The organism is Janthinobacterium sp. GW821-FHT03C08, from assembly GCF_059420905.1.
Genome location: NZ_JBWKUP010000005.1, coordinates 281,167 through 296,878, shown reverse-complemented (window position 1 = coordinate 296,878; position 15,712 = coordinate 281,167). Strand labels below are relative to the sequence as shown.

The following is a 15,712-nucleotide window of genomic DNA, read 5'->3' as shown; positions in this document are numbered from 1 at the left end:
CATCGCCGTGCCGTGGATAGTGCGGAGAGAACCGGCCATTTTACCCGATGCGGGCCCCGCCGGCTGCCATGGCCTGCAAGGCATCGGCCACGCGCCGGTAGCGCAGGCGCACGCCCAGCTCGCGCCGGATGCGCGTATTGTCCAGGCGGCGCGACTCGGACATGAACGACAGCAGCATCGGCGTGACCGCTTGCCGCAGCTGTTCGCGGGGCAGGCGCGGCGGGCGCGGCAGGCTGAAGGCGTCGGCCACGGCATCGAAATACTCGGCCATTTTCAGCTCGCTGTCGTCGCTGGCGTGATACACGCGGCCTGGCCGGCCCCGCCAGATGGCCCGCTCGATGATGCGCGCCAGGTCATCGGCATGGATGTGGTTGGTGTACACATCGTCGCCGGCGGCCAGCGCCGGCGTGCCTTCGCGCAGGCGCTTCAGGGGCAGGCGGTCCTCCGCGTAAATGCCGGGCACGCGCAGGATGGCCACAGAGGCGCCGCGGCGCGCGCCCCAGCCACGCAAGACCCGTTCCGCATCCACGCGCCGCTTGGCGCGCGCATTGGCGGGCGCCACGGGCCGCGTTTCGGCCACCACGGCGCCGCCGCAATCGCCATATACGCCGCTGGTGCTGACATACACCAGGCGCCCATGCTCGGGTAAAATGGCGGCCAGATTGCGCGTGCGCCGGTCCAGCAAGCCCGAGGACAGGGGCGGCGCCAGGTGCACGACGGTGGCCGCCAGGCCCGCCAGCCGGCGCAGGCTGGCAGGCTCGTCCAGATTGGCCACGATGGGCACGGCGCCGGCCGCCCGCAGCTGCGCGCAGCGCGCCGGCTGGCTGGTGACGGCAAAGACGCGGAAGCGCCCGCGCAGCAGGGGCAGCAGCCGCATGCCGACGTCGCCGCAACCGAGGATCAACAGGCGCGGCAGGCCTGCCCGCTTGCGCAATGATGGCATTAATATATTTTTCATCTCAAGGATTGTATGACTTTTCAAGTTACTGTTCAGCCCAGCGGCCACCAGTTCAGCTGCGAAGCGGACGAAACCGTGCTGGCGGCGGCGATACGCGCCGGCGTGGGCTTGCCCTACGGTTGCAAAAACGGCGCCTGCGGCTCCTGCAAGGGCAAGGTCGTCTCCGGCAGCGTACAGCACAAGGCGCACCAGCAGCGCGCCCTGACGCCGGAAGAGGAAGCGGCGGGCTTTTCCCTGTTCTGCTGCGCCACGGCAAGCGCCGACCTCGTCATCGAAGCGCGCGAAGTGGCCGGCAGCAGCGACTATCCGATCAAGAAAATGCCATCGCGCGTGACGACGATAGAAAAAGTCGCCCCCGACGTCGTCGTGCTGACCCTGCAGCTGCCCGCCAGCGAGCGCCTCAACTACCGCGCCGGACAGTATATCGAATTCATGCTGCGCGACAACAAGCGCCGCAGCTACAGCATGGCCAGCGCGCCCGCCGACGGCGGCCCCGTGACCCTGCACATCCGCCACATCCCGGGCGGCCTGTTCACCGACCAGGTATTTACGACGCTGAAGGAACGCGACATCCTGCGCTTCGAAGGCCCGATGGGCACCTTCTTCCTGCGCGAGGACAGCGACAAGCCCGTCGTGCTGCTGGCCTCGGGCACGGGTTTCGCCCCCCTGAAAGCCATCGTCGAGCACATGATCAACGAAGGCTCCACGCGCCCGATCACCCTGTACTGGGGCGGCCGCCGCCCGCAGGACCTGTACCTGGACGCCCTGTGCCGCCAGTGGGCCGCCGACCTGCCGCAGTTCACCTATGTGCCCGTCGTGTCGGACGCCCTGCCGGAAGACGCGTGGAGCGGCCGCACGGGCTTCGTGCACCAGGCCGTCATCGCCGACCTGCCCGACCTGTCCGCCCACCAGGTGTATGCCTGCGGCGCGCCCGTGATGGTCGAATCGGCCAAGCGCGACTTCGTGCAGCAATGCGCGCTGCCGGAAGACGAGTTCTACGCCGACGCCTTCACCACCGAAGCCGACCTGGCCAAGTAAGCGCCACCCTCCGGACAGCGGGGCGCGGCCGGTGCGGCGCCCGCTGCCGCCACCGCCCTGCCCCGCTGTTTCCTGGAAATCCCATGTCTCTCGCCTCCGCCGGCAACGGCTTCAGTATCTTGCGTCACCGCAACTTCGCCTGCTATCTTTCCGCCCGCGTGCTGGGCACGCTGGCGGTGCAGATGCAAAGCGTGGCCATCGGCTGGCAGGTGTACCAGATCACGGGCAGCCTGTTCGACCTGGGCCTCATCGGCCTGGCGCAGTTCGCTCCCTTCCTCGTCTTGATCTTGCCGGCCGGCCACGTGGCCGACCGCTACAACCGCCGCAACATCATCGCCTGGTGCCTGGCGGCGCAGCTCGCTTGCGCGCTGGCCCTGCTGGCATTCACGCTCAGCGGGCTGTCCATCGTCTGGCCCGTGTTTGCCGTGCTGCTGCTGTTCGGCAGCGCGCGCGCCTTCATGATGCCGGCCACGCAGGCCGTGCTGGTGAACATGGTGCCGACGGAACACTTCAGCCGCGCCGTGGCGCTCAGTTCGTCGAGCTCGCACGTCGCCATCATCCTCGGCCCCACCCTGGGCGGCCTGCTGTACTACTTCGGCCCCAAGGTGGTGTATCTGATCTCGTCGGCCTTGCTGGTGCTGTCCGTGCTGCTGATGCGCGCCACCACGCCGGCGCCGCAGGTGGTGAAACGCGAACCCGTCAGCTGGCACACCCTGCTCGAAGGCTTGCATTTCGTCTGGTCGAAGCCCATCGTGCTGGGCGCCATCTCGCTGGACCTGTTTGCCGTGCTGTTCGGCGGCGCCACGGCCCTGCTGCCGGCGCTGGCGCACGACGTGCTGCACACGGGTCCCGGCGGCCTGGGCCTGCTGCGCACGGCGCCGGGCGCCGGCGCCGCCGTCTGCTCGATCGTGCTGGCCATCTTCCCCATCACGCGCCGGGTGGGTGCCTGGATGTTCGGCGGCGTGGCCGTCTTCGGCCTGGGCACCCTGGTGCTGGGCAGCACCAGCCATTTCCCCCTGGCCCTGGCGGCCCTGTTCCTCATGGGCGCCGGCGACATGGTCAGCGTCTACATCCGCCACCTGCTGGTGCAATTCGAGACGCCCGACGAGATCCGCGGCCGGGTCAGCGCCGTCAATGCCGTCTTCATCGGCGCGTCGAACGAGCTGGGCGAATTCGAATCGGGCTTGACGGCCGGCTGGTTCGGCCTCGTGCGCGCCGTGCTCTTCGGCGGCGCCGCCACCCTGGCCGTGACGGGCCTGTGGGCCGTGCTGTTCCCCGTGCTGTCGCGCATGGACCGCTTTCCCCACCATGCCAAGGAGACGGCGGCCAGGGAGGCCACCACCGCCGCAAGTTAAGGGATAAGATGCGCTATCCCAACTGATGCATCCAGGCACCATGAAAATCACGCTCCCCCTCCGCAGCTTCATCCGCAGCCGTCCCCACCTGAGCCTGGCCACGGCCATCGGCGTGGCGGCCGGCCTGCTGCTGCCCTCGTCCTGGCAACAGCTGACGCGTTTGCTGACGGCGTGGAACGTGGCCGTCTGGTTTTACCTGGCCACCATGGCCTGGATGATGATGCGCGCCAACCACCACCGGGTGAAGGCGATCGCGGCGCGCCAGGATGAACGGGCGGCCACGGTGCTGTCGGCCCTGTCCGTGGCGTCCGTGATGAGCCTGGTCGCCATCGTCTCGCAGCTGTCGGCCATGAAGGACATGACGCCGGACGCGCGCGCCCTGCACTACGGCCTGACCATCCTCACGCTGGTCGGTTCCTGGTTCCTCGTCGGCACCCTGTTCTGCTTTCACTACGCCCACCTGTACTACCAGGCCGGCGCCGGCCCGCGCCCCCTGAAGTTTCCCGACGACGAGCAAAACCCCGATTACTGGGATTTCCTGTATTTCTCGTTCACCATCGCCGTGGCCGTGCAGACGTCGGACGTGACCGTGCAGACGCGGCTGATGCGGCAAATCGTGCTGGGGCAATCCGTGCTGAGCTTTTTCTTCAACCTGGTGGTGCTGGGACTGTCGATCAATATTGCGGCCGGTCTCATCAATGGCTAAAAGCCGGCCAAGAAATTTCATCAGGGAAACTTGACCTGGATGCAGGGTTAAGCGCATCTTAATCGTGCAGACCCCTTGAAATTGTGGAAACTGGAGTAAGATGGGTTACGTAAGACAGGCCATGTACAGGGGGCAAGTACATGAGGCAAGAACCAGGCGCCGACGCGCCCCGGCAGCGGGTTTCGCCACTGCCATGCAAGGTGCCTGAGATGGGTTTTTTTTGAATTGACAGGAGTAAGCATATGCAAATCAATATTCATACCGACAGCACCATCGCCAACACCGCTGGACTGAACGAACATGTGCAATCCGTACTTGAAAGCGCACTGAGCCGCTTCCGCGACAACCTGACCCGCATCGAAGTCCACCTCAGCGACACCAACGGCCCGAAAGGCGGCGCCGACGATATCCGCTGCGTCATGGAAGCCCGTGTTGCCGGTTATCAACCAATCGCCGTCACCGAGCAAAACGCCACCGTGCACCAGTCCGTGGCAGGCGCCACCGACAAACTGAAACGCGCCATCGATAGCGCCCTGGGCCGCCTGCACGACAGCAAGCGCCACGCCACCGGCAAGAATGCCGTGATCGATGCGACGGAAGCGGAAGAAACCGCCGAGTAATTCCCACCTGCAACATCAGCCAGAGACGAGGCAGCCGTTCAAGGCTGCCTTTGCGCATCTGGCCCCCGCGTATCTGGCGCCACGCTTGTGCCTTCCCCTCGCGACAACATCCATATAAAAACAGCAAGCATTTCAGCTTGCTAACGCGACAAGGAAATAATTGTCGTATTTCCCATAGAAAGTGATCGCAAGCAAGCCTTTGCCGTTACGGTCAAGGCCGCTTTAAGCTATCATGAAGCTACCGTCGCGCCGCATGCGCGGCACCGGCTTTTGGAAAGTGTGATTGTGGAACAGATCGGCAACTTCGGCGCTTCAGGCTGCAACATCGGCGATTTACAGCTATTTCGCGATGGGGCGGATAGCCGGACGGCCGCCATGCTGGCGCCCTGCCCCGTCATGCGCCTGGAAGCGGGCGACGCCATCACCGACACGCGCGGCGCCAGCCTGTACATCGTCCTGCGCGGCTCGCTGGCCGTGGCCGCCGACACCCACACGGGCATGGATGACGGCACCGTCAGCAAGGTCTTGCCCGGCGAAAGCGTGGGCGAACAGTCCGTCCTCGACGAAGCGAGCAACCTGGCCGCCATTTCCGCCCTGGAAGAAACGGACTTGCTGGTGATCGACGCGGCCATCGTGTGGGAATTGATCGAGCAGTCGAACGGCCTGGCGCGCAACCTGCTGCGGCTGCTGTCCTTCCGCATCCGCGCCGCCAATGCCCTGCTGCGCCGGCGCCAGAAGCTGGGCGAGTTCTACCGCCAGCTGTCGATGGTCGACAGCCTGACGGGCTTGTACAACCGCGCCTGGCTCACCGACTTGCTGCCAAACATGATCATCACGGCCCACGCCAGCGCCGCGCCGCTGTCGCTGGTGATGATAGACCTCGACCATTTCAAGCGCTTCAACGACACGCACGGTCACCAGGCGGGCGACCAGGCCCTGCGCATCGCCGCGCAAGTGCTGGGCGCGGCCCTGCGCCCCACGGACTTTGCCGTGCGCTATGGCGGCGAGGAATTGATGGTGATCTTGCCGGACACCAACGAAAAAGTGGCCCTGCTGGTGGCCGAACGCTTGTGCGAGCGCATGCAGCAAGCCGTCATCTTCGGCGACATGCGCAGCGCGCTGCCGCACATCACGGGCTCGTTTGGCGTGGCCAGCCTGGCGCCGGAACAGGACGACCATGGCTTGATCGCCGCAGCAGACGCGGCGCTCTACAGGGCAAAAGCCTCGGGTCGCAACCGGGTCATGCTGTAGCTCAGGCAGCCTTGCTGTCGGCAGGCTTGGCGGCGTCATCCTTCTTGCCGCCGTGCGCGGCGACGAAGTCCGCATAGCCCTTCTGCACCAGCGCATACGTCTTGTCGATATTGCTGGCGATATCGCCGCCCAGCACCTTCAAGCCGCCGAGGATGTCGCGCGCCTCCTTGAAACCTTTTTCCATGCCGCCGCTGATGGTATCCATGAACTTCGTCAGGGCCGTATCATCGTCCAGGCCGGGATTCTGCTTCTTGTAGGCGTCGAAAAATCCCGTCGACAACGAGACGATGCGGTTCGCCGTCGCTTCGGCGCTGTTGTCCTGCGAGGCCGCGTTCTGGATGGCATCGTCGCCGTACTGGCCCTTCAGCGCTTCATTGATGTTGGTGATGGCCGTCTTGTACAGCAGCGCCAGCGGCTCGTTTTCCGAGCCGATGGACACGTTCAGCGACGCCTGCATGATGGACGCGTTCAACTGCAGCCTGCTGCGGTCATTCACGCTCATTTCCGTGGTGCTGGCATCCTTTTGCTGGACTTTATCATCCTTGCCGGCAACAGCCGTACTGACGGAAGTCACGGAAGGGGCGGAATTGGCGCCTGTGGCGATGGGAATTGACACGATAAGCCTCCTTGAACGGGCAATATATGCCACCATGCGGGAAACGCCATGATGACCATCCTCTCGTGTAGTATCGGCAGGTTTTCAGAAAACTGAAGCGGCCCGGATAACCAAGATAACAATTAAGCAAGCAACGACCATCAATGACTACCCAGACTTTCCTTTGGCACGACTACGAAACCTTTGGCGCCCAGCCGCGCCGCGATCGCCCGGCCCAGTTCGCCGCCATCCGCACGGATGCCGACCTCAACGAGATCGGCGAACCCATCATGCTGTATTGCCAGCCTGCCAATGATTTCCTGCCCGACCCGCAGTCGTGCCTGATCACGGGCATCACGCCGCAGCAATGTCTGCAGCTGGGCGTGCCCGAACACCAGTTCGCCGCCACCATCGAGGCGGCCTTCTCGGAACCGGGCACCATCGGCGTGGGCTACAACACCATCCGCTTCGACGATGAAGTGACGCGTTTCCTGTTCTGGCGCAACCTGATCGATCCGTATGCGCGCGAATGGAAGAACCATTGCGGCCGCTGGGACATCCTCGACGTCGTGCGCATGACGCACGCGCTGCGCCCGGACGGCATTCAATGGCCGAAGCGCGACGATGGCCAGACCAGCTTCAAGCTGGAACATTTGAGCAAGGCCAATGGCCTGGCCCACGAAGCGGCGCACGATGCGCTGTCCGACGTGCGCGCCACCATCGCCCTGGCCCGCCTGATCAAGCAAAAGCAGCCGAAGCTGTTCGAATTCTGCCTCGCCCTGCACAAGAAGGACCGGGTCGCCAGCGAAATGGGCATGCACCTGGCTGCCGGCGAGCGCCAGCCTTTCCTGCACGTGTCCGGCATGTTCCCCGCCGAACGGGGCTGCCTGGGCGTCGTCTGGCCGCTGGCCACGCACCCGGGCAATAAAAATGAGATCCTCGTCTGGGATTGCGCCTACGACCCGCGCGAACTGTTCGAACTGGACGCCGACACCATCCGCACGCGTTTATTTACGCGCAAGGAGGCCATGCCGGAAGGCATGACGCGCCTGCCCGTGAAGAGCGTACATTTGAACAAGTCGCCCATGCTGGTGGGTAATTTAAAGACCCTGTCGCCCGCCATGGCGGCGCAATGGGGCATCGATCTGGACGCCGCGAAGGTCAACGCGCAATTCGCCGCCGCAGCGCCGAACATGGACGCCATCTGGGCCGAAGTCTTCCAGCGCCCGGGCGCCAGTACCTCCCTGGACGTGGATGAAGACTTGTACAACGGTTTCGTCAGCAACGACGACCGCCGCCTGCTCGAATCGCTGCGCCGCGACACGCCGGCCAAGCTGGCCACGGCCCGTCCCTCGTTTGCCGACGAGCGCCTGCAGGAATTGCTGTTCCGCTACCGCGCCCGCAATTTCCCGCAAACCCTGAGCGAAGCGGAAAGCCTGCGCTGGGAGCAGCACCGCGCCGCCCGCCTGTTCGACGGCGACGGCGGCGCCCGCACCATCGAAATGCTGTTCACGGAAATCGACGTGCTGTCGGAATCGGTGGATGAGCGGGGAGAGGAAATCCTGGGAGAACTGTACGACTATGCGGAGATGGTCGCCCCGCAAAGGGACTGAATGCAAAATGCCGGGCTAGCCCGGCATTTTTTATGCATGCAACTTAAACCGAACGATGTTGATTGATCGCATCGCGCGTTTCAATGGCCACGCGGCGGGCCGCGTCGGCGAAGTCTTCGCCCGCCTGCGGCGTGGCGTAGATGATGGCGCGCGAGGAGCTGATCATCATGCCCATGCCGTTCGCCGTCTGGCCCGCGCCGACGGTGGCGGCAATATCGCCGCCCTGGGCGCCGATGCCGGGCACCAGCAGCGGCATGTCGCCGACGATGGCGCGCACCTGCGCCAGTTCTTCAGGGAAGGTGGCGCCGACGACGAGCGCGCACTGGCCATTCTTGTTCCATTTCTCGGCCACCAGGCGCGCCACGCGCTGGTACAGGGGCACGCCGTCCGTGTCGAGGAATTGCAGGTCCGAGCCGCCCGGGTTCGAGGTGCGGCACAGGATGATCACGCCGCGGTCCGCCCACGCCAGGTAGGGGTCGAGCGAATCCTCGCCCATGTAGGGATTGACGGTGACGGCGTCGGCGCCGTAGCGCTCGAACGCTTCGCGCGCGTACTGCGTGGCCGTGGCGCCGATGTCGCCCCGTTTCGCGTCGAGGATCAGGGGGATGTGCGGATAGTTCTCGCGCACGTAGCGGCAGATGTCTTCCAGCTGCTGTTCCGCGCCCAGCGCGCCGAAATAGGCGATCTGCGGCTTGAAGGCGCAGGCCAGGTCGGCCGTGGCATCGATGATGCGCGTGCAAAAGGTGGTGATTCCATCGGGCGCGTCGCGCAGTTCCGCCGGCAGTTTCGCCAGGTCCGGATCCAGGCCCACGCACAGCAGGGAATTATTGGCCGTCCACGCGGCGGATAATTTATTGATGAAATTCACGGCACACCTTCTCTATATTCAGTTGCAAACCCCGTATTGTAACGCGGCGCGGGTGCGCCACGACAGCGCCGCGCTGCCTTGCAGGCCAGCGCGGCGCGGTGAGCGGGCGCTTACGCCCGTGCGGACCTAGTTGCCGTTGCCGGGCCCGGTGTTGCCATATTCAAACAGGCGGTTCGCCGGCAAGGTGCCCGACGGCACGGAACTGTAGGGACGCGTGGCCGTCGATTCGCCCCACGGGTCGGCCTTGCGGATATGCTCGCCCAGCACCGAGTTGCGGATGACCACCTGGCCATTCGGCGAGGTGGCGCCATACGCGGCCAGGCTGGAGACGCCCTCGTCCCAGGCGCGGCCCAGGTAGATCTGGCCAACCGGCGTGCCCGTTTCCGCCGTGAAACGGCTATTCGTGATGAGGAAGCCGTAGCTGTTGCGGTAATCCGTGCTGGCCGCCGTGACATAGCCATTGCCATTGCCCGTGTTCAGGGTATGGATGGTGCAGTTGTCCAGCACGGCCGTGCCGCGCCCGAAGATGAAGTCCACGTCGCCCTCGATGTAGCTGTCCTTGACGTAGATGCGCGAGACCTGGTCGACGTTGCCGCTCTTCATGTAGAACGTGTCCTGGTGTCCCAGCAGGCGCACGTTTTCCAGCACGATCTTGTCGCCCTGCGTCATCAGGGCCACGGCCGACTGGTTGCTGCCGGCAAAGCTGCCCTTCACGTAGTCATTCGCAAACGTGATGTTTTTCGCCTGGAAGTCGGCCGCATTGACGGCGAAGGTGGCGCTGCCGCTGGTGCCGATGGGGTTGGCGGGCGAACTGTTGCACTTGTTGCCATTGGTCTTGGACGCATCGACGGTCGGGTTGCCGTTGTTAAACACGATCACCGTGTGCGAGGCGTCGCTGTCGAGGCTATACAAGCGGATGGCCGGCGTGCCGCTGCTGGGCAGGCACACGGTTTCGCGGTAGGTGCCCGGCTTGACGCGGATAAACACGGGCGGCACTTTATTGCCCAGCGCAATGGCCGCGTCCATGGCCGCCTGCACCGTGACAAAATTGCTGGCGTCGCTCTTGCCGGCCGCATCCACGGTGAATTGCGCCGTGAAGGTGCTGACGTCGCCGACGCCGGCCGTCGGGTCCCAGTTATCCACCGGCAGGGAGCTCATGGGCAGACTCTTGCCCCCTTGCGCCAGGTATTTCACGGGCGTCAGCGGGGCTGCCGCCGCCGCGTCGAGCTGCGGCCGCGTGGCCGTCGACGCGACCACGGGCGACGCCACCACGGTGGTGCTGGTGCAGTCGGCGGCGCTGGCGCAGCTGGCGCCGGCGCCCGGCGTCACGGTGTTGACCAGGCTGCCCGCGGCGCTCGCCACGGCGGCGATGCGCACGCTGGCCGTGGCGCCCACGGCCAGGCCGGCCGGCACGCTGCAGCTGATGCTGGCGCCCGGCGCGCCGCAGGTGGCGCCCGCCGGCGTCACCGTCACGCCGCTGGCACTGCCCGCCAGGCTGCCGCTCAGGGTCAGGGCGGCCGTCGTCGGCCCCGTGCCGCTGTTGACGGCCTTGATGGTCCAGGTGACGGTATCGCCCACGTTGGCCGTGGCCTTGTCGGCCGTGCTGGTGACGAGCACCTTGGGCGCGACGGACGCCGTCACGCTGGTGCTGGCCGTGCACACGGCGGGCGTGGCGCAGCTGGCGCTGGCGCCGCCCGGCACGACGGACGCGACGAGGCTGCCCGCCGCCGCCGCATTCGCCGTCACGAGCACGCTGGCGCTGGCGTTCGGCGCCAGGCCGGCGGCGATGCTGCAGTTCAGGCTGGTGCCACTGATGGGAGCGCAACTGGCGCCCGTGGCCGTCACGCTGGCGCCGCTGATGCCCGCTGGCAAAGTGGCTACCAGGGTGACGACGCCCGTCGTGGCGGCATTGCCGCTATTGGCGGCCTTGATGGTCCAGCTCAGCTTGTCGCCGACGATGGCGCTGGCCTTGTCCACGCTGGCCGTCACGCCGACGTTCGGCAGGGCTGCCACCGTCACGTCCGTGGCCGTGGCGCAGGCGGCCGGCGAGGCGCAGGCGGGCGCGTCCGGGCCGCTGGCGACGACGCTGCTGGCCAGCCTGGCCACGTCCGTGGCCGTGGCGGACAGCACCACGCTGGCGCTGGCGCCGGCGGCCAGGCCTTCGGGCACGGTGCAGGTGAGCGTGCTGACGGCCGGGCCGCAGCTGGCGCCCGTGGCCGTCACGCTGATGCCGCTGATATTGGCCGGCACGCCGGACACGAGGGTCACGGCGCCCGTGGTGGCGCCCGGCCCCTTGTTGCTGGCGGTCATGGTCCAGGTGACCCTGTCGCCTACCGACGCGGCGGGGCGGTCGACGCTCTGGCTCACCTGCACGGCAGCCAGGAGGGCGGCCGGCGCGGCGCCGTCGCTGCTGCCGCCGCCACAGGCGGACAGCGCCAGCAAGGCGGGCATGGATGACAGGATCGCCGCCATGCGGGATTTCTTGATATCTGCAAACACTCTGATCTCCTTATTTATGATGGTCTTGCTCGGTACAACATCCGGCGTCTGCGCGCCGTTGCGGATGCGTTGCTGCCGGCCCGCTTACGGCATGGACATGGGGGCATTGCTGGCAGGAAAATCGACGAAGGCGGCGCTGCAGTCATGGGGGGCGGCCTGGACACTGCGCCGGTCCGTCACGCTGAACTGGTTCACGCCTGCGGCAGCGGTCAGCACGCTGGCAAACGAGACTGGCCCCGGGCCCATGGCCAGCGCCGCATTCGACGGCACGGCCAGGCCGATCTTCGTCGCGACCCAGCCCGGCAGGCTGTCGAAGACGACGTTGTCGAAAGTCAGGTTGTAGAGGGGATTCGTCTGCGTGGCCGACTGGTAGCCGCGCAACAGCAGCAGGGCCTTGTTGCCGTTGAAGCGGGAGCCGGGCGTGTCCAGGTAGCGGAAATTGCGCACGGTGATGTCGTGCAGGTTCGGCAGCAGGGGCGTCTTGGCATCGGCCGCGTCGCCGTAATAGCTGTCGATGGCGATGGGCTGCTGCACGCGGCGCGCGCACATGCCGTCGACGGTGACGTTTTTCACTTCGCCGCCGCGGCTGTCGTCCGTCTTGATGCGGAACCCGCTGGTGGCGCCGATGTCAAACCCATCGATGGCCAGGTCGCGGATGCTGACGCCGTCGACATGGCTGTCCGTCTCGCTGCCGATCGACATACCGTGCGTAAAGTACATGCGGTTGTGCCAGATGCGCAGGTTCGCCGCGGGGCCGATCTTGCTCGTGTGCGATTTGACGGCGATGCCGTCGTCGCCCACGCTGATGTGGTTGAAGGCGATCAGCACGTTCTTCGACTGGCCCGGGTCGATGCCATCCGTATTCTTCACCGTTTCGGGCGTGAAACAGGTGCTGGGCGTGCTGACATTGGGCGTGCCGGAGACCACGGGCATGCTGGCGGCGGGACAGGCATAGCCCGGCACGGAATATTCGAGCGAAGGCGACAGCACCTTCGCATCCCACACGGTCAGGCCATCGACGCCGCTGGAAACGAGATGGAATTTCGGCCCGTTTTGCAGGCTCAGCCGGTAGACGGTGAAATTGCTGCCATTGTTCACCTGCACCAGGCGGGGATTGTTCTGGCTGGACATGGCGCTGCCGCCCGTCTTCGTCAGCGCACCCACGTCCCACCAGCTGAGCTTGCCCGCATAGGCGCCTGACGTCAGCACGGCGCCGCCCCGCCCGTCGACCACGCCCTCGCCATACAGGCCGTTGCCGTTCGGCGTGGTGGTCAGCAAGGCCAGGCAACCATTGTCGCTCGCCGACGCCTCGCCGCAGGCATTCTTGCCGGCGATCTGGTAATCGGCGGGGCGGCGCGACGCGAACAGGGTGACGCCGCCATCGATCCACAGGCTGACGGACGACGGCAGGGTCAGGGGGCCGGACAGGAAGGCATTCTGTCCCTGCGCGCCGGCCACCAGCCTGACGGCCTGGCCGGCCGGGCACGCCGTCATGGCCGCCTGCAGGCGCGCCGCGTCGGGCTGCGAGGCGTCCGCCGCCGCATCGATTGCCGCGTCCAGCAAGCCGGCCGCATTTTTGGCCAGGGCGGCCGGCACGCTGGCGCACACCTTGGCAGGCATGGCCGGCTCCAGTCCCGCCAGGGCCGCATCGGCGCGCGCGGCGGCCGGCCACAGGGATGCGGGTGTCGGCACGGGCGTGGGCGTCGGCGTGGGGGTAGGTGTGGGTGTCGGCGTCGGGTCTGGCGCCGGGGTGGGCGTCGGCGTGGGGACCGGGGTCGGCGTGGGCGTCGGTACCGGCGTGGGCGTGGGGGCCACGGCCACGGGCGCCTGCGTCACGGCTGCGCTGCCGCCGCCGCAGGCGGCCAGCACGGCGCCTGCGGCCAGGCTGGCCAAGACGATCGAGGGCATGGCGCGGCGCGGGCGCCGCGGCGTCAGGGGTGTCTGCATGGGTGTCTCCAACCTTGATTTGTTGATATGTTTTTACCTAATATATCACAATGACATATCTGATATATCAATTATTTCTATGTGGTAATTTCCCCACGCAAACGCCGCGCCAGCTGGCAGGACGGGAAACGGGATGGGGATGGCGGCGCGGCAAAAGCAGCGGGCGGGCTTATGAAACCGACATCTGCGGCCGTTTCAGGTATATTTGCCTCACCTCCCTCACTCTGCACGGAACCCATCATGCAAATCACCACTCAATTCACCAAATGGCTGCGCCTGGCGCTGAGCGTCACCGTCCTGGCCGGCATCCTGACGGGCTGCGGCTACAACGATTTCCAGAGCAAGGACGAGGCCACCAAGGCCGCATGGGGCGAAGTGGTCAACCAGTACCAGCGCCGCGCCGACCTGATCCCCAACCTGGTGAATACGGTGAAGGGCTATGCCGCGCATGAAAAGGAAACACTGGAAGCGGTGACCAAGGCGCGCGCCGCCGCCACCAGTTTCCAGATCACGCCCGAGGTGCTGAACGACCCGGCCGCGTTTGCCAAGTTCCAGCAAGTGCAGGGGCAGCTGTCGTCGGCCCTGTCGCGCCTGATGGTGGTGTCCGAGAAATATCCCGACCTGAAGGCCGACACCAGCTTCCGCGACCTGCAGTCGCAGCTGGAAGGCACGGAAAACCGCATCACCGTGGCGCGCCAGCGCTACATCGCCGCCGTGCAGGATTACAACGTGCATGCGCGCAGTTTCCCGAACAACATCACGGCCATGATCTTCGGCTACAAGGTCAAGCCCTCGTTCACGGTGGAGAATGAAAAATCCATCTCGACCGCGCCAACCGTCGACTTCGGCAAATAAGATGAAAGCCTGGTCCTCCCTCGCGGCGCTGTGCACGGCATTGCTGCTGTGGACAGCCTTGCCCACCGGCGCCCAGGATCTCGTCCCCGTGCCGCCGCTGGCGGCGCGCGTGACGGACGACGCCGGCATGCTCGACGCGCAGCAGAAAGCGGCGCTGGAAGGCGTGCTGGCCGACTACGAAGCCAAGACGGGCAGCCAGATCGCCGTGCTGCTCGTCAAGAGTACGGCGCCCGAGGCGATCGAGCAGTACAGCATCCGCGTGACGGATGACTGGAAGCTGGGCCGCAAGGGCGTCGACGACGGCGTGCTGCTGATGGTGGCGAAAGACAATCCTCCGGCCCTGCGCCGCCTGCGCATCGAGGCGGGCCGCGGCGTGCAGGGCGTGCTGACGGATGCCCAGTCGAAACGCATCCTGCAGGACGTCATCGCCCCGCATTTCAAGCAGAACGATTTCTATGGCGGCCTGGTCGCTGGCGTGGGGGCGATTGCCACCCTGCTCAACCAGGAGCAATTTCCCGCCCCGGCGCAGAAACAGGCGCCGGCCACCGTGGAAGCGGGCGGCCTGACCTTCTGGCTGCCGCTGCTGTTCTTCGGCTTTCTCGTCGTGCTGACCCTGTTCCGCTCGCGCGGCGGACCTAACCGCCTGCAGCGCGGCAGCAACTGGTCCAGCGGCGCCACGGGCGTCGTGCTGGGCAGCATCCTGAACCAGGCGCTGAACAACCGCGGCGGTGGCGGCTTCGGCGGTGGCGGCGGCTTTGGCGGCGGTGGCGGTGGCGGCGGTTTCGGTGGCGGTGGCGGCGGTTTTGACGGCGGCGGCGCCTCGGGGGATTGGTAATGACGAAACAACTAACATTCGGACAACGCTGCGGACGCGCTTTAAAGCATTTGCGGGGCACGCCGGCCACGGCGCGCCAGGCCTTTCCCGAACGCACCCTGAAAGCCATCGAGGCGGCCATCGCCGACGGTGAAGCCATGCACCGGGCGGAAGTGCGCCTGATCGTCGAGGCGGCCCTCACGCCGGGCATGGCCTACCAGGGCGTGAGCAACCGCGAGCGGGCACGCGAACTGTTCGCCCAGTACGGCGTGTGGGATACGGAAGACAACGTTGGCGTGCTGATCTACATCAACCTGGCCGAGCACCAGGTCGACATCGTGGCCGACCGCCACGTGGGCCGGCGCGTCACGCCGGAACAGTGGCAAGCCGTGTGCCGCACCATGACCCGGGGTTTCAAGGACGGCAACTACCATGACAGCACGCTCGCGGCCTTGCAGCAACTCAATACCTTGCTGCAAAGCCACTTCCCCGCCGACGGTCCGCGCGGCAACCAGCTGCCGAACGAACCCATCCTCCTCTGATCCCCGCGCAGGGATTAAAATCAGCCATTGCCGCGCACAATGACTGCGCAT

14 protein-coding genes are annotated in these 15,712 nt (G+C 66.1%); 9 read left to right on the top strand and 5 right to left on the bottom strand.

What is annotated here, in order from left to right:
• Positions 1-40: 40 nt before the first annotated feature.
• Positions 41-943, bottom strand: coding sequence for an SDR family oxidoreductase (locus tag AC07VL_RS09130; RefSeq protein WP_494805553.1), 903 nt, complete (start codon positions 941-943; stop codon positions 41-43).
• A 27-nt stretch (positions 944-970) separates the two neighbouring features.
• Between AC07VL_RS09130 and AC07VL_RS09125 the strand changes: the two genes are divergently transcribed.
• The 5 genes from AC07VL_RS09125 to AC07VL_RS09105 all read left to right on the top strand — a co-directional run bounded on the left by AC07VL_RS09125 (position 971) and on the right by AC07VL_RS09105 (position 5,928).
• Entirely contained in the window at positions 971-1,996 is a 1,026-nt protein-coding gene (locus AC07VL_RS09125; RefSeq protein WP_494805552.1) for a CDP-6-deoxy-delta-3,4-glucoseen reductase, read from the top strand.
• A gap of 83 nt (positions 1,997-2,079) precedes the next feature.
• Positions 2,080-3,351 carry an MFS transporter gene (locus AC07VL_RS09120; RefSeq protein ID WP_494805551.1) on the top strand — a complete coding sequence of 424 codons (1,272 nt, stop codon included), beginning with the start codon at positions 2,080-2,082 and terminating at the stop codon, positions 3,349-3,351.
• A gap of 40 nt (positions 3,352-3,391) precedes the next feature.
• Positions 3,392-4,057, top strand: a complete 666-nt coding sequence (locus AC07VL_RS09115; protein ID WP_494805550.1) for a DUF1345 domain-containing protein — start codon at positions 3,392-3,394, stop codon at positions 4,055-4,057.
• Between the two features lie 242 nt (positions 4,058-4,299).
• Positions 4,300-4,677, top strand: coding sequence for an HPF/RaiA family ribosome-associated protein (locus AC07VL_RS09110; RefSeq protein ID WP_290607410.1), 378 nt, complete (start codon positions 4,300-4,302; stop codon positions 4,675-4,677).
• A gap of 285 nt (positions 4,678-4,962) precedes the next feature.
• Entirely contained in the window at positions 4,963-5,928 is a 966-nt protein-coding gene (locus AC07VL_RS09105) for a GGDEF domain-containing protein (RefSeq protein WP_494805601.1), read from the top strand.
• A 1-nt stretch (position 5,929) separates the two neighbouring features.
• Here the strand turns inward: AC07VL_RS09105 and AC07VL_RS09100 are convergent, their stop codons facing one another.
• Entirely contained in the window at positions 5,930-6,544 is a 615-nt protein-coding gene (locus AC07VL_RS09100) for a DUF5610 domain-containing protein (RefSeq protein WP_494805549.1), read from the bottom strand.
• 143 nt (positions 6,545-6,687) lie between these two features.
• On the opposite strand from AC07VL_RS09100, the gene sbcB reads away from it, so the two are divergent.
• Positions 6,688-8,136 (top strand): exodeoxyribonuclease I, encoded by a 1,449-nt coding sequence (gene sbcB / locus AC07VL_RS09095; RefSeq protein WP_494805548.1) that lies wholly within the window; start codon positions 6,688-6,690, stop codon positions 8,134-8,136.
• A 43-nt stretch (positions 8,137-8,179) separates the two neighbouring features.
• On the opposite strand, the gene pyrF is transcribed toward sbcB, so the two are convergent.
• From pyrF to AC07VL_RS09080, 3 genes are all read right to left on the bottom strand, one after another.
• The gene (gene pyrF, locus AC07VL_RS09090) at positions 8,180-9,004 is read right to left on the bottom strand and encodes an orotidine-5'-phosphate decarboxylase (protein ID WP_494805547.1); all 825 of its coding nucleotides are present in this window, start codon (positions 9,002-9,004) and stop codon (positions 8,180-8,182) included.
• Between the two features lie 126 nt (positions 9,005-9,130).
• Positions 9,131-11,503: a pectinesterase family protein gene (locus AC07VL_RS09085; protein WP_494805546.1), complete on the bottom strand. Its 2,373-nt coding sequence runs from the start codon at positions 11,501-11,503 to the stop codon at positions 9,131-9,133.
• Positions 11,504-11,587: 84 nt separating this feature from the next.
• The gene (locus AC07VL_RS09080) at positions 11,588-13,450 is read right to left on the bottom strand and encodes a glycoside hydrolase family 28 protein (protein ID WP_494805545.1); all 1,863 of its coding nucleotides are present in this window, start codon (positions 13,448-13,450) and stop codon (positions 11,588-11,590) included.
• Positions 13,451-13,690: 240 nt separating this feature from the next.
• Here AC07VL_RS09080 and AC07VL_RS09075 point away from each other — a divergent pair, with 240 nt between their 5' ends.
• The 3 genes from AC07VL_RS09075 to AC07VL_RS09065 are packed head-to-tail and all read left to right on the top strand — an operon-like array spanning position 13,691 to position 15,661.
• Positions 13,691-14,305, top strand: coding sequence for a LemA family protein (locus AC07VL_RS09075; protein ID WP_494805544.1), 615 nt, complete (start codon positions 13,691-13,693; stop codon positions 14,303-14,305).
• A 1-nt stretch (position 14,306) separates the two neighbouring features.
• Complete coding sequence (locus AC07VL_RS09070) at positions 14,307-15,140, top strand: TPM domain-containing protein (RefSeq protein WP_494805543.1); 834 nt, start codon at positions 14,307-14,309, stop codon at positions 15,138-15,140.
• Entirely contained in the window at positions 15,140-15,661 is a 522-nt protein-coding gene (locus tag AC07VL_RS09065) for a TPM domain-containing protein (RefSeq protein ID WP_494805542.1), read from the top strand. Before AC07VL_RS09070 ends, AC07VL_RS09065 begins: the two co-directional genes overlap by 1 nt.
• The last annotated feature ends 51 nt before the right edge of the window (positions 15,662-15,712 follow it).